We start from the raw sequence: 21,738 nt of genomic DNA, 5'->3' as shown, positions 1-21,738 counted from the left end.
CATTCCCCGCTTTGAAAACGTGATTAATTTAAATATAACCACTAACAAACACCTAAAGTTATGCAAAAACCACCAATATCGAGGGGGAATTTCCCTTGGTGCTTAAATTTTAAAGTAAAAATGAGGTTGTCACTTCTATTTTTATTGACCGTTTCCTTTATAATGCAGGCAAATTCCACCTATTCGCAGCAAACCAAAATATCCCTGGATATGGAGACTGCTACGGTAGAAGCTGTGATGGAAGAAATTGAAACGAAGACCGAATTTAAATTTTTCTTCAATACCAAGACGGTCGACCTAAAGAAACGGGTAAAAATAAATGTAAAACAGGCGTCTGTAGAAGAGGTGCTGAAGCAGCTTTTTAAAGGGATGCATATTTCCTTTGAAGTAGATGATAGGAAAATCCTCTTAAAAAAACAGCCAGTAAGCCTTAAGGATGTATCCGATAATCCTTCCCATGGGCTAGTTGAGATGCAACTTCAGGTTACGGGAACGGTGTCCGATGATCAGGGGCAGCCCCTTCCAGGTGCTAGTATCGTAGAAAAAGGGACTACCAATGGGACGCAGACCGATTTTGATGGGAATTTTAATTTAGAAGTTGCCAGTGAAAATTCGGTTTTGGTAGTTTCTTATATTGGGTTTTCTACCAAGGAAATTCCGGTAACCGATGGAACAATCCTTACTATAACCTTGGAAGAAAGTGCAGCGGGATTGGATGAGGTGGTCTTAGTAGGGTATGGTACTCAGCGTAGAAGTGATGTAACTGGATCGGTTGCCAGTATAAAAAGCGATCAATTGAGTAAAGCCCCCATCGGTCAGGTAAGTAATTCATTGCAAGGCTTGGCTAGTGGAATGGAAATTGTTTCTGATGGAGGTTCTCCTGGTGCATCACCAGTGATTCAAATTAGAGGAACAGGAAGTATCAACTCTTCAAACCCACTTATAGTAATTGATGGGGTACCATCGGGCCAACTCTCGGATATAAATCCGAACGACATTGAGCAAATTGAAGTGTTAAAGGATGCTTCCTCCGCTGCTATATATGGAACTCGGGCTGCAAATGGAGTGATTCTGGTAACCACCAAATCCGGGAGACTTAATACAGATACCAAGATTAATCTTAATGTTTATTCAGGAATCTCAGAAGTTAGTAATAAGCTAAACCTATTAAAGGCTAATGACTTAGTTATGCTTAAAAAGGAACGCTACGCAAATGATGGCATTACACCCAATGAATTCTGGAACAATAACTACTACACAGTTAATAGAACTGACTGGCAAAATAGTTTATTTCAAACAGGACATTTTCAAAATGTTGACCTTGGAATTTCTGGAGGGAACGAAAGATCATCCTATCTAACAAGTATGGGATACTATAATGAGGAAGGAATAATTTTAAGCTCTAAATTTGAAAGATTATCCGCTAGATTCAATTCTACTCACCGCCTTTCTGATCGACTTAAAATAAATCAAAACTTTCAGTACAGCTATAAGAATTGGTATAACCCCAATACTAGTTCTGTTTATTCTGGGGTTTTATGGCAAGCGCTGAGATTTAACCCGGCTATTCCCTCCATTGATGAGAATGGTGTTTGGGGGTCAGCAGCTGCTAACAATGAATTGGGAGACATTAATAATCCGGTTTATGAGTTAACTACAGAGGATCATACAAAGAGAAACCATAATCTTTTAACTTCACTGTCTTTGGAATATAAGGTTTCGGATGATCTAATACTCAAAGGAAATGTAGGTTTAGATGGAAATCTATACAAGGCAAAGGATTTCTTTCCAAGTGTAACCGAACAGATGAGGCGTAGAAACGATGCTGAATTGAGCATTACGCAAGAATCTAATTACACCCTACTAGGGGAAGCGTATTTAAATTATTCCAAATATGTTGGAAATCACAACTTTGAAATTGTTGCGGGAGTATCCTCTCAAAGTAGTAAGGGAGAGTATCAATATACTTCTAAACGCGGTTTTGGTGATGAGACATTAAATCAAATAGTTTTCGATAATGGCGCAACTATGAATTCGATAACAGGTAATTTTAATGTTCCTGAAAAATTGGCCTCTGTGTTTGGCCGTGTTAATTACGCATATCAAAATAAATACTTATTAACCGCTACTTTACGCTCAGATGGTTCTTCAAAATTTGCAAAAGGGAATCAATGGGGATATTTCCCGGGATTTTCAGTGGGTTGGAAGCTTTCAGAGGAAGAATTTCTTAATGAAGTTGATTTTTTAAGTGATTTAAAAGTTAAAGGAGGATGGGGAAAATTGGGAAATCAAGAAGTTGCCGATTTACAATACTTAACCCTTATTCAACGTAATATTGACTACGGAAATAAGTATACGTTCGGAACAGAAAAAGTTGGTGGTGCCTTAATAACAAGTTTGGGAAACCCAATGATTACCTGGGAAAAAACTGCGATGACCAATATCGGGCTTGAGTCCTCTTTTTTTAATCATGCGCTCTTTACAAACATAACATGGTTTGATAAGCGAACTACGGATATGTTGATTCCTTCTGTGATGATGGGCTCTATCGGTAGGGCAACTATTCCAGACTATAATATAGGAGAACTAAGAAACTGGGGATGGGAGATTGAAGTTGGATACCGTAAAACCTATCCATCGTCTTTATCTTATAATGTTGGTATGAATCTAACCTTAATTAAAAATGAGGTTTCCAAGTTGTACGGGAATAACAATTATATAAGTTCAGTTTTCTACGGGAGACAGTCCCAAGAGATTTCTAGGACCTATGAATCTATGCCTCTTGCCTCATTTTTCGGATGGAAGACAGATGGGATTTATCAGAATCAAGCGGAAGTATCGTCGGATCCAAACATTTCAAATGATCCCCGCAGAGATGATATAACTCCAGGAGATGTACGATTCTTGGATATTAATGCTGATGGTGTTATAGATGAAAAAGATCGTACCTATCTAGGTGACCCCAACCCTAACGCTATAGTTGGACTACAGCTAGGAGTAGATTACAAAAAGTTTTCACTATCGGCCAATTTCGTTGGTAATTTTGGGGCCGAGCTCTATAACGCCGATCGTATGCAAGGCCTAGATCCCACATATTCCTATAATATGTACGAGGAAACTTTAAATAGATGGCATGGTGAAGGTACCAGCAACAGTATTCCTAAAATGAGTACGCAAAGGACAAATCTAAATCACAGAACGTCCGATTTATTTATTGAGAGTGGAGATTTTGTAAAGTTGAAAACATTAACACTGGGTTACCAAATAACACCAAAGAATAGCATATTGTTCGATGACTTATCAGTCTATATTATGGCCGAAAACTTATTTACGATTACAGGTTATTCTGGATATAACCCGGAAATTGGATACTCGGACGGAAACCTACAAAGGGGAGTGGACTACGCAAACTACCCATTTAGTAGAAAACTTAGCTTGGGCTTTAGATTCACCTTTTAAAAAGAAAAAATGAAAAAATATATAACAATACTAATGTTACTACCAGTTTTCATAATGATTTTATCATGTGAAGAAGTGCTGGAAATTGATGTTAAAGGAGTCTACACGGAAGAAAACTATTTTACCAACGAAAAGGCCGTCGTAGATGCTGTAACAGGTTTATATGGTATCTTAATTACAGAAGATTTTGTGGCACATGCAGATTACACTTGGGATATTTGTTCTGATGATGTTTACCGTGCCGGAGATCATTCTGAAGATGAGGCCATTGAGACCTTTACTTTTGATGCTTCCAATCCTCAAATTAACCAAGGATGGAAATGGAAGTATGAAATGATTTCGAGGGCAAATAATATTCTGTTAAATGTAAAGCAGATGGAGAATATATCCTCCGATATAAAAAATAGAAGTTTAGGGGAGGCTTATTTTTTTAGAGCCTTTGCTAATTGGTGGCTATATCTTCCATATGGAGAATTCCCATTAATAATGGAAGAAGATGTGGTGTCGGCAAATTATAATAAGCCTAAATCCTCTGTAGAAGAAGTTTTAGCTCACATTGAAAACGATCTGAAAGAGGCAGCTAATCTGCTTCCAGAAATTGCATCAGCTAGTAGAGTAAATAAAGGTTCGGCCTATGCTTATTTAACCCAATTATACATGCATTGGTCTTCCTACCCAGGTAACGAGGATAAGTTAGACCTAGCTATTGAAAATGGAGAAAAGGTAGTTGGAAATAACAATTATCAGCTAAGTGCAAATTTCCAGGATAATTTCAGACAAAAAACCACGGCTACGCCAGAAATGTTACTGTATGTAGCATCTTCTAGCGATTGGCGAAATAGCGCTACAATCTATTATTTTAGTCCGCGCCATTTAGGAGGGTGGAATTTCTTTCACCCAATGAAAAGTCTATTTGATGAATTTGGAGCGGATAAAAGACGAGAGGCCACCTTGTGGGCTGATGGAGATGAAATAGATCTTGGAAATAGCACCATAGTGTATGATGGTAATACTTCTGAAACTGGATATCATTTTAATAAATACACCACCTTTACGGCTGATGGTAAATTAAATTTTGATTTGCTTATACCCTTAATGAGAAGTAGCGATGTTTATCTATTGGTTGCTGAGGCTAAAATAAGGAAGAATGGTATTGGGGCTGGTGATAGCGAAATTAATATGGTAAGGGAAAGAGCTGGAGCCGAACCCTTAATCAATGCAGGTAAAGATGACCTAATAAAAGAACGCAGATTAGAGCTGGCTGGGGAGAATAGAAGGTTTTTTGATTTGGTTAGGTGGGACCGTTTAGGTTGGGTGAATATTGCCGAATTATTAAGCAATCCAGATGCTGTTCATCATGCAGATTTTAATAGGATTGATTTTGAAAGCCCAAAAAACTACTTTTTTCCATTACCTCAAGTGGAAATTGATAAAAGTAATGGTGTATTAAACCAAAATGAAAATTATTAAAATTCTGAAGAGAGGAATTACAAAAACCTTTAGCAACAATAGATACCGCAAGGATTCGCAATCCATTGGAATGTTTAATGCATCACTCCCCAAAGATTGTGGATAGGCTTGTTATATGATGCGTTTAAGGATGTTAGAAGAGCAAAAATTATACGATAAATGTATTTTACCTAGTAGGATACATTTATCGTTCATCTATATTCCAATTCTAGGCTTTGTTCCTATTTGGTATCGTAAATTAAAACTGAAATGAAAGAAACTATATTAAAATTTAACCTCTTGGTAATCGTATTTGCCTTTTGCTTATGTCCTATATATGGGCAAAAAATTAAAGAAGATGCACAAAGTGAATATCGTTTAATAGCGCATAGGGGAGGGGTTGTAGATAGTAATACCGCCGAAAATAGTATAGAAGCATTGAAAAAAGCTTCCAACTCTGGATATTGGATGGTCGAAATTGATTTGAGGCTTACTAAGGACAGTGTATTGATTATCCATCACGACTCAAATTTTAAAAGGTACTTTGGGGTAGATCTAGCTGTTTCGGAAATGGAATGGGAGGAAATCAAAGAGTTGAACGGCGTATTTGGAAATAAGGTACTATCGTTTGAAGAAGCGCTAAAATTCTGCCAAGAAAACAACCTACAAGTGATGGTCGATAATAAAATAAGAGGGAAGGATGATCGATTATTTGGTAGCGTAGTGGAGCTATTAGAGAAATATGAACTTTTAGAAAATGCCCTGATGATCGGAACAGAAGAATCTACACCATTCTTTACAGGGAAAGTAAAATTAAGCTGTACCCGCCAACAGTTAGAAGAAAATATGTTGAAGTCTGATTTTAATTCAAATAATTATTATTTGTTTTCCGGGAATATTTCCAAAGAAGATGTGGAATGGACTAAAAGTCATGGGATTTTAACCGTTGGTGTAGTTAATGAGTGGACCTTTAAAGAAGAGTCTGTGATGGAAAAAGCCCAAGAAGGAGCAGATCGGCTGAAAGTGGCAGGAGTAAAGCATTTTCAAATTGATTCTATGTTCGAATCCTTTTTTAGGTAGATTAAAAAATAACAGGAACTATCCCATAAACTGGGGAGCCTAAAGCAATAGGGGAAGGCTACAAGTGTATTTAAAAGGCTTATAGCTTATTTAATTCTAGGGAGCGAAAACCTACCTGGGACCAAGTGGAGTAGGGGGGCTAATAGACCAGGGTTGCACAACTTATAAACTAATCGTTGATGTTAGCTTTATTGATTAAAGAAATCTCTTACGATTCCACTAATCAGATTAAATTTACTATGTTAGGCGCATAAAATTCCCAAGTAATATTATTTAAGGCCGTTGGCACTAAACATAAGCACAAGATCATGATATATAAAAACGCCATTTTATTTCTTCTATTATTAACATTACTCTCTTGTAAAACTACAGTGCATACCGATGAAAACCTCGAAAAGGCAAAGAATGTGATTCTTTTAATTGGAGATGGTACAGGTTTGTCACAGATATCATCGGCTTTTTATTTTAAAGAAACCAGTCCAAATTTTGCACGTTTTAACTCCATAGGACTTATTAATACCTCTTCATCACAACAAAATATTACGGATTCAGCCGCAGGTGCAACAGCATTTGCCTCAGGAATAAAGACGTATAATGGGGCCATTGGTGTGGCTAATGATTCGAGTGAAGTAAAAACTTTGGTTGAGATTGTATCGCCGAAAAACATTAAAACTGGTGTGATTGCCACGTCATCCATACAACATGCTACTCCCGCGAGTTTCTATGCTCACGTAATAAACAGGGGACTCTATGAAGATATTGCGGTGGATATGGTCCATTCTGATATTGATTTTTTTGCAGGCGGTGGTAGAAAGTTTTTTAATAAACGAAAAGATGGGCAGAATTTATTGGGGGACCTAGAAGCAAAAGGTTTTGGAATAGATACTTTGGCGCTAGGTAACTTTGAAGAAGTTAAGCAATATTCAAAAATGGCCTATATATTGGCCGAAGATAGTATGGATCCTGTAGCGAAAGGTCGTGGTGACTTTTTACCTAAAGCAACCGAATTAGGAATACAATTCCTTAATAAGGATGAAGAACATTCTAATTTTTTCATCATGATAGAAGGTTCTCAGATAGATTGGGGTGGTCATGCCAATGATGCGGACTATCTTATTTCAGAGCTAATTGATTTTGACGACGCCATAGGTGTGGCCTTGGATTTTGCCGAGAAAGATGGGAATACATTAGTACTAGTAACGGGGGATCACGAAACCGGAGGATTTACCCTATCATCAACTCCTAAGCAAACTGAAGAAGGCAAATCTTATAGTGATTACAATGAAATTACGGGGACTTTTTCTACCACTGGGCATTCGGCAACATTAATCCCTGTGTTTGCTTATGGCCCCGGATCTGAAGCATTTTCTGGAGTCTATGAAAATACTGAAATCTTTCACAAGATAATGGAAGCCACTAATTGGAGTAATAGGGATTAAAATCTTTTGCATAAACACAACAATTGATCTTGATCCCCGCTTCTTTGAAGTAAACTTCGGAAGGTTTCTATGAATAAGGGATTCACTTCGTGCATCCCAGATGGGTATCCTGGGCAATCATAGAAACCATCACCTGCTACGCGTATTCCGTTTTTTGTTTTCCTCCGCTTCTTTGAAGTAAACTTCGGAAGTTTTTAAGAATAAGGGATTCACTTCGTGCATCCCAGATGGGGAATCCATTACAATCATGGAAACCATAACAAGCTATCGCTTGTTGTTTTTTTGTTTTCCTCCGCTTCTTTGAAGTAAACTTCGGAAGCTACAGAAAACAAAAAACCCATAACTCTCGTTATGGGTTTCCTTTTGGCGGAGAAAGAGGGATTCGAACCCCCGGAGGTGTGACCCTCAACGGTTTTCAAGACCGCCGCATTCGACCACTCTGCCATTTCTCCTTAGCGGGTGCAAATATAAAAACCTTTTCAACTTAATAAAAGGTTTTTTGCTTTTTATTTTTACTCAAAGTGATAAATCCTATAATCTTCTACTCTATAGAACCTAAAAATGGATTCCTAAGCTTAGGTTGCGGTTTAGTCAGCAGCTAGTAATCATCATCTTATGCCATTCTCACCCTACTTTTGCTGGGCAATGCTTAGTGGAATTGGATAATTAACTTAACTTTGACTTTTTTACGAGAAAGGAAAAAAATGTCCCTAAAACTTAGGAGAACAGCGGTGGGCAAAAGAAAAAGTAATTGCCCCAATAGTACTTGCACCTAATTAAGTTTTGAAAATAAAAATGAGTGATTTGGATGTTATAAAGAAATTGCAATGGCGTTATGCGGTAAAAAAGTTTGACCCCGATCAGTTGCTGACCCAGGAAAAACAACAAATTTTAGAGCAGGCCTTTAATCTAACGGCCTCCTCCTATGGTTTGCAACCCATTAAACTGGTAGTGGTACAGAATAAAAAACTGCAACAGGAACTGGTAAAACACAGCTACGGTCAGGAACAAGTAGGGCAGGCTTCGCACGTATTTATCATTTGTATCGAAAAGAAAATCGATAAGGAATTCATTCATAATTATTTTAATAGGGTTAAACAGATACGCAATACCGCAGATGAAATCTTAGAGCCGTTTAAAGGGGCCTTGGTAGATAACTTTTCTAAAAAAGAGCGACAAGAAGTTCGGGTATGGGCTACCAACCAAGCATATCTTGCCTTGGGGACCTTATTAACCGTCTGTGCCATGGAAGGAATAGACTCTTGCCCTATGGAGGGTTTTAATCCTTCTGCCTATGACCAATTATTGGGGCTAGAAAAAGATAAGCTTACCTCCGTTCTGGTACTTCCCGTTGGATATAGGGCCCATGATGATATGTTTGCAAGCCTTAAAAAAGTCCGCAAAAACCTTAAGGATAGTGTAGTGCATATTACCTAACTACCATTACAATTAATTTCAACTAAACAAAATATAGATTTATGCCAGGTTTTGAACTATTTGGTGATCAAGAAAAAGCGCAGGTGAATGAAGTGTTGGAATCAGGAGTGCTTATGCGCTATGGTTTTGACGGAATGAGAAATGGACATTGGAAAGCCAAGGAGCTAGAGAAAGCGCTCGAGAATCGAATGCAGGTGAATCACGCTCATTTGGTAAGTAGTGGTACCGCAGCGCTCACTGTAGCTTTGGCCTGTGCCAAGGTTGGGGCAGGGGACGAAGTGATACTACCTACTTTTACCTTTGTGGCTAGTTTTGAAGCTGTCCTATCCGTAGGGGCCACTCCAATTTTAGTGGATGTGGATGATACCCTTACCTTAGACCCTAAAGCAGTAGAACAAGCGATCACAGAGAAAACTAAGGTGGTGATGCCCGTGCATATGTGTGGCTCCATGGCCAATTTAGCTTCTCTTAAGGCTGTTTGTGACCAACATGGCCTACTAATGATAGAGGATGCCTGCCAGGCCATAGGGGGTAGTTATGAAGGGAAGCCTTTGGGAAGTTATGGGGATCTGGGATGTTTTTCTTTCGACTATGTAAAAACCATTACCTGTGGTGAAGGAGGTGCCCTTATCACCAATAATGAGGAGTTTTATACCACAGCCCATCAGTTTTCCGATCACGGTCATGATCATATCGGGAACGATAGGGGAGCAGAGAGTCACCCCTTCCTTGGGTATAACTATCGAATTTCAGAATTGCATGCTGCAGTAGGTCTGGCACAGATTGCTAGGTTAGATCAATTTTTAGATATTCAGAAAAAACATTACACCATCCTGCGTACGGCCCTAGAATCCATTCCAGAAATAACGTTTAGAAGGGTGCCAACAAATGGGGTGGAAAATTATTCCTTCCTCAGTTTTTTCTTGCCTACGGAAGAGTTGGCCCGCAAAGCCATCACCTCCTTAACAGAACACGGAGTGGATGCCTGTTTTTATTGGTATGATAATAATTGGCACTACCATAGGAAGTGGGAGCATCTTAAAGATTTAAAATCCCTGAGCCCCGTATCGGACCATATTAAAGATGGGGTGCTAGATTATAACACTACCAACTTTGCCCAATCGGATCATTGGGTGGGGCGTACTATATCTTGTCTTATAAAACTGGGGTGGACAGAGGAAGTGGTGAGAGAAAGAGCTGAAAATATGGCAACAGCCATTAAAAAAGTCCTCACTGAATATTAAGTATGGGCTATTTTTATGGGACTTAGTGTCCTATACCGAGGGTTTCAACCTGGTGTAGGATGCTTTTCTATGTAGCTCCTCTTTTCAATTTCCAATAGGTTAGGGACTAATAAACATCCCCTCTAAGTTTAATTGGTTATTGGCGATTCTCATGCCTAGTTATTCGATGTAGAAGGATATTGGATAGGCGTTGCTTGTTTTCTAGTAAGACTGGGTAGTGTATGGCCGCTACTTCACTATTATTTTTATATACGCCAAGCAAGGGGAGCATGGATAGCTTTTAGATGAAGGGTATTTGTCTTCTCTACTGTAAGTCAGCCTTCTATGTGTACGCTCAGTAACTCCTTTCCGCTAATCTAAGGTATGATTCTTTTTTGGCTGTCCAGATTGATAATGTTAAATTCGAGGTTTTGGTAATAAAAAAGAAGGCTATATGTTATACATAATACTTGATTTGTTATCTTGTGGCCCTTAATGTATTGATAAACGGTAGTATAATGAAAATACGTAAAGTTCTCTCCTATTTTGTTTGGTTATTTTTATTAACCACTGCGCTTCAAGGGCAAGATGTCTCTAATATAAAAATGTCCAAACTACCTTCCTTGCCAGCTCAAGAGCAAGGGGGCAAATCCCTGGGATTTGCTGGAATGATGGGTGGTGTGCACAACGGGGTGCTTATCGTTGCCGGCGGTGCTAATTTCCCTAATGGGTTACCATGGGAAGGGGGTGCCAAAGTGTGGCATAATTCTATTTATATATTAGAAAACAACAGTTGGAGACTGTCTGCCCAAACCTTGCCAATGCCCTTGGGCTATGGAGCATCCGTTTCTACGGATAAAGGGGTTTTAATTATTGGTGGTGATAACAAAGACACGGTAAGTAAGAGCGTTATCTTACTTTCTTACAATCAGTCCAAGAAAGATATCGATATTGTTAGCTACCCAGATCTTCCAGAAGCCTTGGCCTATACCTCGGCCGTAGTGGAAGATGACTATGTCTATGTGGCTGGGGGGATGAATTCCGAAAAAAGTAGCAACTCATTTTATCGTTTAAATTTAAGCGAAAGAAAAGCTTGGGAAAAACTGGAAGATTTCCCAGGAGAACCCCGAGCCCTTCATGCGATGGTGGTTCAGGATACTCCCCATTCCAGGAATATTTTTCTGATTGGAGGAAGAAACCAAACTAAAGGAAGTATATCCACTCCCATATCTCAATTTCTTTCCTATGATCTCAATAAAAAGATATGGATAGATAAAGGGGATTTAACCATCAATGGAACGCCTAGAGTAATCATGGGAGCGGTTGCGGAACCAATGGGGTCCATGCACGTGATGCTCTACGGCGGATCGGATGAAGTGCTTTTTACCCAGTTGGAGACCTTCGGTAAGCAAATTAGCGAGGCCCAAAATGATAGTATTGTTAAGCAATTAACAGCTAAGCGCGATTCTATTCTTAACAATCACCCTGGATTTAGCAAGGAAATCCTGGCGTTTAACACCATAACCGATCAGTGGTATGTATACGATACCTTAGACCAAGGGCTACCGGTTACTACCCTTGGAATAAAAAAAGATCAAGACTTTGTAATTGTTTCCGGAGAAATCTCTCCAGGAATTAGAACACCAGAGGTATTTCAATTTAGCGTGGACGAACCTACTCATTCCTTTGGATTTCTAAACTATACGGTATTAGCCTTGTATCTTTTGGTTTCACTTTTGATTGGAGTTTATTTTGCCAGAAAACAAAAGTCTACGGACGATTATTTTATTGGAGGTGGTCGTATTCCATGGTGGGCATCAGGTCTTAGTGTGTTTGGGACCTTATTGAGTGCCATTACTTTTATGGCTATCCCAGCAAAGGCATTTATAACGGATTGGTCGTTCTTTATGTTGAATATTGCGGCTATAGCAATTACCCCCTTAATTGCATTTTTGTTTATTCCTTTCTTTAACAAGCTGCATATTTCCACGGCCTATGAGTACTTGGAAAAACGTTTTAATTACTTGGCTAGAGCTATTGGGAGTATCTCTTTTATCCTTTTCCAGTTAGGTCGGATCGGTATTGTATTATTACTGCCCTCGCTGGCAATTTCCATTGTAACCGGTATTTCTGTGGAAACCTGTATTCTGATGATGGGGATTCTCTGCGTACTCTATACGGCATTTGGTGGTATAGAGGCTGTTATTTGGACGGATGTATTACAGGTAGTTGTGCTAATGGGAGGTAGTATTGTTGCCATTGTTTGGGTTCTCTTGCATACAGAGACCCCAGTTCCGGAAATGATGGCCTACGCTTCGGAAAATGAAAAGTTTAATATCATAAATTTCAATTTTAATTTCACAGACTCTACCTTCTGGGTGGTGTTTATAGGAGGTTTGGCATCGGCTATGGTAACCCAAGGTACGGATCAGACCATTGTGCAGCGGTATCTAACTAGTACTAGTGTGAAAAATTCTCAAAAGACTTTATATACCAACGCCTTGTTAACACTACCAGCTACTATCATTTTCTTTGGTATAGGTACGTTGCTTTATATTTTTTATACTGAAATGCCAGACCGACTTTCGCCGGCCATTTCCAATAACGACTCCCTGTTCCCTTGGTATATTGTTAAGGAATTGCCCGTAGGAGTTTCTGGATTGCTTATTGCGGGAATCTTTTCTGCAGCCATGTCTAGTATCAGTAGTAGCTTAAATTCGGTCTCCACGGCTTTCTGTAATGACTTGTACAAACGGTACAATCCTAGATTAAACGATGTGGGAATGCTTAAAGTAGCTCGTATCGTCACCGTTTTTGTTGGAGTATTTGGAGTTTTGTTGGCCCTTTGGATGGCGAATTCCAATATTAAATCGCTGTGGGATCAGTTTTATAGATTCTTAGGCTTGTTTACAGGTGGTTTGGGAGGAATGTTCCTTTTGGGAATGCTAACTAAACGTGCAAATAGCACCGGGACCCTGCTAGGATTAGTGGTGAGTGGTATATTATTATGGTATATCAGCGTATACACCTCCATTAACTTTTTAATGTACTCCTTTATTGGGGTGGCCTCCTGTTTTGGTTTTGGATACCTGTTTAGTTTGATATTCAAAAACAGTAATCCCAAGGAGAAATAGATTAAATTTAGAGTGCATACCGTTGGTTAGGTAATTTTTAAAGGCCTGCTTTATTCCTATTGAATTAAAGCAGGTTTTTTTGTTTCCTTTGGTTGAAGTGCCCTAGTGATTCTTATTAAACAAATACCGTAGAGGGGAGTCTTCTCCTTATTAGGTAAGGGTTTCAAAAAAGTCCTCATAACTTTGGTTTTCCGCAATATTCAATTTTTTCCGTAGACGATGTCGCGCAACCTTTACAGAACTCAATGAAATTCCAAAGAGGGTGGCTATATGTTGCGAAGTAAAGTTGAGCTTGATTAAAGCGCATAATCTAATTTCCCGATCGCTAAGTTGAGGGCAATAATCTTTTAGGCTATTGATAAAGGTGGTGTGGATCTGATTGAAAAGGTGATAGAAATTATCCCAATCCTCATCTAGTATTAAGCTGTCGTCAATAAGATGTACTATTTTTTTTAGATTACCTTTTTTGGGGGTACTTGCTTTGGTCTCATGGATCAAACTATCCTTTATTTGGGTCAAGAGGTTGTTTTTGTGAACGGTTCGTAAAGTGTAATTAGTGAGTTCCTCCGTTTTAAAATTAAGTTCTTCCCTCAGTTTTTGCTGATTTAGCTTCTGATTTTCTTTTTCTACGTTTAAGAGAGCAATTTCACTCTGATACGCTTTCTCTTGCTGCGCCTTTACCTCTTTGGTTTTGGATGCAACCAACAATTCCAATTGTTCCTGCTGTTTTTTAATGGACGATATCCGCCACCTTATAAATAACAGTATAAGAAGGATGCCAATTAGTACAATCAATGCCCTTACCCAGGCTTTTTGCCAGAAGGAGGGGAGTACAGTTATGGAAATAGAAGCCAAAGACCTTTCTTCGTTAGAAATGGCATCTGCACATTTAACCATTAGAGAGTACTTGCCTGGATCTAAATTGGAAAAAGTTAGTACTTGTTGGTTCCCAATGGTTTGCCATTCGTTATTTAATCCTACCAACTTATAGGCATATTTATTATTTTGGGGACTCCAGTAATCCGAACTGGAAAAATGGATGGATAAAAGCTTGTCTTGGGGGGAGAGCGTAATATGCTTGCTTGCATTGGATGCCAAATTGATTTCCTCTGTTCCGTTTTCCCCAACTACGGTTGCTGTGGTAAAAAACACTTTTTTAGGTTCGTCTGAATTGTTTTCCTTAAATTCAGATGCATTTAAATAGGTGAGCCCTAGTCTGCCTCCCATTAGTATTTGGTTGTCCTTGCTGATAATGGCACTTCCACCGCTATAAGCCTGGATTCCGTGACGAAGGCCAAAATTTGCTGTGGTACCATCCGGAGAAATTTTGCTGAGCCCTAAGTTGGTGCTACACCATATGTTTTTGTCCTTATCTAAAAATATTCCCCCAATGATGCTGGCTTCCAATCCATCTTTCTTACCAATCCTAGTAAACGTATCCTTGGTTCTATGATACCTATTTAATCCATGGCCATAAGTGCCAATAAGTACTGAAAGATCATCGTCTTCCGTGATAGATCTAATTCGATTGCCACTAAGAGAGTTGGGATTGTTTTTATCTGAAATATAGGAGAGTACTTTATTTTGCTTAAAAACGTTCAGCCCTAAATTGGTGCCTACCCACATATCGCCCTTTATATCTTCGTATAAACTGGTAATAAAGTTAGAGTTGAGATTAGGGGTATTGTCTAAATTAAAGTGATTCACAATCTTTAAATCGGAATTATATACCCGAATGCCATTATTGGTTCCTACCCAGACATTTCCTTCGGAATCTTGCTCCATAGCAAAAATAGCAATGCTGTTAAATCGATCCTCAGCCTCTAAAAACCTATTGTTGTAGGGGTCATAAATATTTAATCCACCATTGTAAGTCCCAATCCAAATCCTATCTCGGTTGTCTTGAAGCAAGGACACAATATTATTTCCGTTAAGGTCGTTGTCCTTTGAAGGATCGTCCTTAAATACAGTGACTTTTCCACTACTTGGATTGTATCTTCGCAATCCATTTCTACCGGCCGTAATCCATATATCTCCATTGGAAGCCTCTAATATTTGCGAGCTCTGCTCATCTATCTGGTCAAAAGCTAAATCCGAAGCGGGAATATGACTTATGGTGGCATAATATTTAAAATAGCTGGCACCACCGTGCACTGTACCTACCCAAATTACGTTGTCTTCTCCCTGATGGATGCTCAAGATAGAATTGTCCGCAATAGGGTAATTGGTATATGAGTTTTGTTTAAAAGTAATGAATCTGTTGTTCTTGGATTCATAGAGAATTAGTCCGCCTCCATCTGTTCCTATCCAAATATTGTTATCCCTATCTGCCATAACATCCAGAACAATATTATTGGATATGCGCTTGTCTAATTCCTCTACTTGGGTAGCGTAATGTTGGGTTGTTTGGATTTTAGGGTGGTAGCTAAACAAGCCATTGCCGTTGGTTCCAATCCATAAGAGGCCATATGGGTCCATGGATAGGGAGTTGATATGGGCCTCGTTTCCTCGAAAGTTAGTCTGGGTAAATTTGGAGTCCAAATACTTATAAAGCTTACCGTTACTTGTGCCTATCCATATAACACCATTATTATCCTGTAAAAGGTCCGTTGCACTACCTGCATTCTCTTCACCATCTTCCACAGGCATTTTTATGATTTCATCGGCCTTGTCCTCATAAGGAAATAGGGAAACAATTTCATTATTGGTGGTGGTGCACCACAGGGCTCCGGATTGCAGTACCAGTACATTGGGAATGTATCCCTGCAAACTGCTGTCAATGGAGGGATGTGAGGAGATATAGCGTTCAAATTGATCGCTTTTTATATTAAAATAATATAACCCTTCCGTAGTTGTTGCCCAAAGTCTACCGCTATGATCCTGTACTAAGGAGTTTACTTGGTTGTTCTCATTGGGGAGGAAATAGGTCTTTATGTTTTGTCCGTCGTATTTGTCTATTCCTAATTTGGTTCCCAACCATATAAAACCATCACTATCCTGTAGAATGGTGCTCACGTTATTGTCCGATAACCCATCCTGAAAGGATAGATTTTGGAATGGGAGTATTCTTTCTTGAGTGTATGCAAGTACATGGAGTATTAATAAAACAATCGTAGATGTTAACTTAAATTTATTCATATGTTAACTTAATATTATGAGGAACAAATAAAGGGAAATATCCTCAATCATCCTAATTAACATGATGGTTTCAAAGATTTTCACCAAATAAATAAAGAGTGCATGTAACCTGTTTGTAACCCCATGTAACCTAAATTTATACCCTTAAAACTTTAAGATACATTTAACGTTGGCTAATTTGGCAATCAGAAATATGACTTTTTAGCTCCTGCTTAAGAAGTTTTATTTGATTAACTAATTAATTAACCTAAACAATTCAAATGAAGAAAATCTTATTTTATTGCTGTTTATTATTGGTGCAAGCGCACCTATTTGCACAGCAGCCAACGATTACCGTAAGAGGTACGGTGTCTGACGCGGAAACCGGGGATCCCGTTCCAGGGGCCAGTGTAGTAGAAAAAGGGACTACCAGAGGAGTGGTGAGCGACTTTGATGGTGACTTTGAGATTAAAGTGGATAGGAATGCAACCCTTGTGGTGAGCTATTTGGGCTATGCAACAGGAAATATAGCCGTAAATGGAAGAACTCAAATAAATATTTCCTTAGAGCCACAGGCAGAAGAGCTAGGAGAAGTGGTACTAGTTGGGTATGGAACGCAGAAAAAGGAGAACTTAACAGGATCTGTAAGTACTGTATCAGGTGAGCAACTAGAAAGTAGACCTGTAAACAACGTTATGCAGGGACTGCAAGGTGCTGCTCCAGGGCTTTCCCTAACTGTAGGTAACTCTGGAGGTGAGCCAGGTGCTAATATGAATATTAGTATTCGTGGAGTTGGAAACTTACAAGGAACCGGTTCTCCTCTAGTTATTGTAGATGATATCCCTTTGGATAACCCTAATGACCTTAACAATATCAACCCTAATGATATAGATAATATATCCGTTCTTAAAGATGCTGCCTCTTCCGCTATTTATGGTTCTAGGGCTGCATTCGGGGTGATTATTGTAAAAACCAAGAGTGGTGAGGCATTGGATGGTAATACGTTTACCTACTCCAATAACTTTATCTTTTCTTCCCCTCTAAATACGCCGGATATGATGAACTCCTTGGAGTTTGCCAATTATTTTAATTTGGCTGCCACCAATGGTGGAAGCGGGGTGGTTTTTTCCGACGAGGTAATGGACCGTATCAAAGCCTATTTGGCAGATCCGGTAAATACTCCTGTAACCGTTCCCAATTCAGATGGAACTCGTTGGCAACAGTACACGGGATCTAATGCCAATACCAACTGGTTTAAGGAAATGTATAAGAGTGTTGTTCACCGTCAGCAACACAACCTTAGTTTTTCTGGAAAACAAAAAAACGTTAACTATAACGTATCTGGATCTATCTTGGATGCACCTGGAATTATGAATTACGGGGACGATTCTTACCAACGTTACACTTTTAACTCTAAAGTATCCAGTAAGGTGAATGATTGGTTGAGCTTTGCTGCTAATCTAAGGTTAGCGCGTGCAGAGACCGATAGACCGAGTTATGACCGTGGGTTGTACCTACATAACATTGCCAGAAGATGGCCAGTTAATGGTGTGGTTATGCCCAATGGTGACTATAGTGATGGTTCCGAAATTCCTTTTCTATTGGATGGTGGCCGATACACCGGTATCGATCAAAGTTTAGATGGATCTATCAACTTGGTTATTGAGCCTATTAAGGATTTGAAAATTAAGCCAAGCTTGCTGTATAGAACTAAGCATTTTAATAATAGTAATCACTTTGCCAAGGTATCTGTTATTGAACCCGATGGTAGAGAGCGTTTTGTAAGAAATAACAATAGTTTTTCTAGATACGCTAGCGAGAACACCTACTTGTCTCCAAACTTGGTAGTATCTTATGACAAATCTGTTAATGAAGCGCATAACTTCTCCGGATTAGTTGGATATCAGCAAGAGGATACACAGTATTCTAGCATTTACAGTGCTAAAAACGATTTAATTACAGATGGGGTGCCATCTATCTCTACTGCTGTAGGTGAAGACCATGTGAACGACTCTGCAGGTTCTTTTGCAACCCAAGGATACTTTGGTAGGTTTGCCTATAACTACAAGGAAAAATACCTTTTTGAAGTTAATGGACGTTATGATGCTTCTTCCCGTTTTGCACCAGCAAACAGGTGGGATTTCTTCCCCTCCGTTTCTGCAGGTTATAACATTGCGAAGGAGGACTTCTGGGGAATAGATCAGATTGGAATGTTTAAATTGAGATATTCCACTGGTAGTATCGGAAATCAAAACGTATCGAACTACCTATACATTGGCCGTATGCCAGTAAGAACTAACCTATGGTGGTTGGGTAACAATGGAAGACCAAACTATACCCTAACTCCTGGAATTATTAGTCCAGATATTACTTGGGAAACCGTTACTACGGATAACTACGGAATAGATATTGCGGCTTTCACGAACCGTTTACAGTTGTCTTTTGAGTACTTTATAAGAACTACAGAAGATATGTTTGGTCCGGCCGAGCGTCTTCCTGCTGTTTTAGGTACCTCTGCGCCACAATCCAATAACGCTAACTTGGAAACTAAAGGTTTCGATTTTAATGTTTCTTGGAGGGATATGATTGGTGAGGTTAATTATAATTTAGGATTAGTACTTTCTGATGCGGTAACTACTGTAACTGAGTACTCTAACCCTAACAACTTATTGAATACCTATAGAACTGGTCAAAAACTAGGGGAAATATGGGGTTTTGAGACGGTAGGCCTATACCAAAGTCAAGAAGAAATTGACAACGGACCAGATCAGACCCCGATTTATGGAGGTGTTTGGTATCCTGGTGATGTTCATTACAAGGATCTAAACGGGGATGGCAGAATAGATTATGGGGATTCTACTACCGATAATCCTGGAGACCGCAAGGTAATTGGAAACTCTACCCCTAGATATAGTTTTGGTTTTAACGCTGGCTTGGATTATAAAGGGTTCGATTTTTCCATGCTATGGCAAGGTGTTGCTAAAAGGGATTTATGGACGGGTGGACCGTATACCTTTGGTGCCGTGGATAACCTATGGCAATCTGCAGGGATGAAAGAGCATCTAAACTATTGGTCCGAAGAGAATCCTGATGGATTTTTCCCAAGACCAACCTTTAGGTCTACTTGGAGAAACCAGCAAACACAGACTAGGTATCTGCAGAATGCAGCTTACTTCCGCTTAAAGAATATTAGTCTTGGATATAACTTCCAGTCCAATATTCTTGAAAATCTTGGGTTGAAAAAGCTAAGAATTTTCATGACCGGAGAGAATTTAATCACCCTTTCTGAAATTTCTGGAATATTTGATCCAGAGGCTACCGGTGGATACTGGGGGAATGGAAAAATCTATCCTTTACAGAAATCATACTCAGTGGGTCTGAACGTACAATTTTAAATTATACAAAACATATGAAAAACATAAGACACATTACATTTTTGCTGCTAGCAGTCTTTGCCGTATCCTGTAGCGATGACTTGTTGGATAAGCTTCCGGAAGACGAGATTTCTCCGGAGCAATATTGGAAAACACCCAATGACTTGGCGTTGTTCCTAAATCAGTTCTATACTACCTTTCCAGTGCATAGCGGCTGGAACGGAGGAATCTTCGAATTTGATAATAATAGTGACAACCTAGCCGATATTAATATTAATACCAGATTTGTCGGAAGTAATAATACGGCACCAACTTCCGATGGTACTTGGAATAGTAATTACAGTAGAATTAGGAGCGTTAATTATTATTTGGAAAACAGTGGAACCGCAGAAGGACCACAAGACCAAATTGAGGCTTATAACGGGGAGGCTTATTTTTTCAGAGCCATGTTCTATTTTGATTTGTTGAAGAAATTTGGAGGGGTTCCCTACATAGACAAGGTGCTCAATACCGATTCTCCGGAATTGATGTCGCCTAGAATACCTAGAAATGAATTGGCCACAAAAATTGTTGAAGATCTGGATAAGGCAATTGCCAACCTAAAGCCCAAATCATCTACGGAAGCATTTAGAGTGCACAGAGGAATGGCCTTAGCCTTAAAATCTAACGTAGCATTGTACGAAGGTACTTGGGAAAAATACCATGAGGGAACTGCATTTGCGGCTCCAACCAACGAAAGTGCCAAGTTCCTACAATTGGCTGCAGATGCTGCAGAGACCTTAATTAATGAAGGGAATTACACGCTTTATAACAACGGAGAGGAAAACACCTATTGGAGTCTTTTCAATAAAGTAGATTATTCTGGAGTTTCTGAAGTGATGTTCTGGAAAAAATACGATACTTCCGAAGGTGTAGACCATAGAGTTGGTCACTATATTCCACAAAACGGAGCGGGTACCGGAGTAACAAAATCTTTGGTGGATTCTTACTTAAGTGTGGACGGACAGCCCATAGCAATTAGTCCGCTCTACAGCTCTAGTCAGGAAAGTAGTCTAAGCACTATTGTTGAGAATAGAGACCCTAGGTTGGCACAGACCATCGCAACGCCTGGAGATCTAATCACAGAAAGAGCTGGAAATCCTGATATTTTCTTCGAATATCCTACTTTTAGGGATAACAATGAAGTGGTTTCCACTACCGGATACCAAATCTATAAAGGTGGAAGCACCGATGAGGGACAAAGAACAGAAAGTACTATTGGAGCTATTATTTACCGTTATGCGGAAGTGCTTTTGAACTTTGCTGAAGCTAAAGCGGAATTGGGAACATTAACACAAGGTGATTTGGATAAATCCATCAACTTGTTGCGTGCCCGTGTGGGTATGCCACCGCTAACGCTAACTCCAGTTGCAGATCCTAATAAAGCATTCCCAGAGGTAAGTGACCTTATTAATGAAATTAGAAGAGAGCGTAGAGTAGAGTTGGCTTTGGAAGGTAAGCGTTTTGACGACCTTATGCGTTGGAAAGCAGATCACCTAATCATTGGTCAAAGACATCAAGGATTTAAAATTATCGGTAGTGATATGGAAGATGAATTTGCCGATCTAATTGGAAGTTCTATCCTCGTAAATGAGGAAGGTTATATTGATCCTTATATCAATGCCATTCCTAGTGGATTTGGATTTAACCCTAACAGGGATTATTTATCAGCTATTCCAACAGAGCAAATTGTTCTGACCGATGGTGCTGTTACACAAAATCCTGGCTGGGAATAGCGATTAGTATCGACTATACCCATAGTTTGATGCTAATTCCAGCTAGTTTTATTAGTTGTTAATTAGTTAATCCCGCTCGACGAATTTTGTTGGGCGGGATTTATTTTAGATTCTTATTTACGAGTATAAAAAAGGATCAACTTTAATCCTTTTTTAATAAAATAGAAACTTATTATTCCCTACATCGTTAAAAACTCTGCTGGGTTTAAGATTCTTTTGGGAACATGCTTTTTCAAGATTATTTTTAATGA

The 21,738-nt window shown here is 39.2% G+C and carries 10 protein-coding genes and 1 tRNA gene; 9 read left to right on the top strand and 2 right to left on the bottom strand.

Annotated elements, in window-relative coordinates:
- Positions 1 to 120: 120 nt before the first annotated feature.
- The 4 genes from BV214_RS07855 (at position 121) to BV214_RS07840 (ending at position 7,427) form a co-directional block, all read left to right on the top strand.
- Entirely contained in the window at positions 121 to 3,459 is a 3,339-nt protein-coding gene (locus tag BV214_RS07855; RefSeq protein ID WP_176328480.1) for a TonB-dependent receptor, read from the top strand.
- Positions 3,460 to 3,468: 9 nt separating this feature from the next.
- The gene (locus tag BV214_RS07850) at positions 3,469 to 4,929 is read left to right on the top strand and encodes a RagB/SusD family nutrient uptake outer membrane protein (RefSeq protein ID WP_086476952.1); all 1,461 of its coding nucleotides are present in this window, start codon (positions 3,469 to 3,471) and stop codon (positions 4,927 to 4,929) included.
- A 249-nt stretch (positions 4,930 to 5,178) separates the two neighbouring features.
- On the top strand, positions 5,179 to 5,988 hold the full coding sequence (locus tag BV214_RS07845) for a glycerophosphodiester phosphodiesterase (protein ID WP_086476951.1): 810 nt from the start codon (positions 5,179 to 5,181) through the stop codon (positions 5,986 to 5,988).
- Positions 5,989 to 6,296: 308 nt separating this feature from the next.
- On the top strand, positions 6,297 to 7,427 hold the full coding sequence (locus BV214_RS07840; RefSeq protein WP_086476950.1) for an alkaline phosphatase: 1,131 nt from the start codon (positions 6,297 to 6,299) through the stop codon (positions 7,425 to 7,427).
- Between the two features lie 364 nt (positions 7,428 to 7,791).
- Here BV214_RS07840 and BV214_RS07835 read toward each other — a convergent pair.
- Positions 7,792 to 7,879, bottom strand: a tRNA-Ser gene (locus BV214_RS07835).
- Positions 7,880 to 8,222: 343 nt separating this feature from the next.
- On the opposite strand from BV214_RS07835, the gene BV214_RS07830 reads away from it, so the two are divergent.
- From BV214_RS07830 to BV214_RS07820, 3 genes are all read left to right on the top strand, one after another.
- Positions 8,223 to 8,864, top strand: coding sequence for an NAD(P)H-dependent oxidoreductase (locus BV214_RS07830; RefSeq protein WP_394334923.1), 642 nt, complete (start codon positions 8,223 to 8,225; stop codon positions 8,862 to 8,864).
- Positions 8,865 to 8,905: 41 nt separating this feature from the next.
- Positions 8,906 to 10,108, top strand: coding sequence for a DegT/DnrJ/EryC1/StrS family aminotransferase (locus BV214_RS07825; protein WP_086476949.1), 1,203 nt, complete (start codon positions 8,906 to 8,908; stop codon positions 10,106 to 10,108).
- Between the two features lie 497 nt (positions 10,109 to 10,605).
- Positions 10,606 to 13,221 carry a sodium:solute symporter family transporter gene (locus BV214_RS07820; protein WP_086476948.1) on the top strand — a complete coding sequence of 872 codons (2,616 nt, stop codon included), beginning with the start codon at positions 10,606 to 10,608 and terminating at the stop codon, positions 13,219 to 13,221.
- A gap of 150 nt (positions 13,222 to 13,371) precedes the next feature.
- On the opposite strand, the gene BV214_RS07815 is transcribed toward BV214_RS07820, so the two are convergent.
- Positions 13,372 to 16,359, bottom strand: a complete 2,988-nt coding sequence (locus tag BV214_RS07815; protein ID WP_086476947.1) for a ligand-binding sensor domain-containing protein — start codon at positions 16,357 to 16,359, stop codon at positions 13,372 to 13,374.
- Positions 16,360 to 16,619: 260 nt separating this feature from the next.
- On the opposite strand from BV214_RS07815, the gene BV214_RS07810 reads away from it, so the two are divergent.
- Together BV214_RS07810 and BV214_RS07805 are read left to right on the top strand one after the other, a co-directional pair.
- Positions 16,620 to 19,733, top strand: a complete 3,114-nt coding sequence (locus tag BV214_RS07810; protein WP_086476946.1) for a SusC/RagA family TonB-linked outer membrane protein — start codon at positions 16,620 to 16,622, stop codon at positions 19,731 to 19,733.
- Positions 19,734 to 19,747: 14 nt separating this feature from the next.
- Positions 19,748 to 21,487, top strand: a complete 1,740-nt coding sequence (locus BV214_RS07805; RefSeq protein WP_086476945.1) for a RagB/SusD family nutrient uptake outer membrane protein — start codon at positions 19,748 to 19,750, stop codon at positions 21,485 to 21,487.
- Positions 21,488 to 21,738 lie beyond the last annotated feature (251 nt).

Origin of the sequence: Arenibacter amylolyticus (genome assembly GCF_002150785.1) — a bacterium.
GTDB classification, from domain to species: Bacteria; Bacteroidota; Bacteroidia; order Flavobacteriales; family Flavobacteriaceae; genus Arenibacter; species Arenibacter amylolyticus.
The sequence above is the reverse complement of the archived record's forward strand: the minus strand, read 5'-3'. Positions and strand labels throughout refer to the sequence as shown.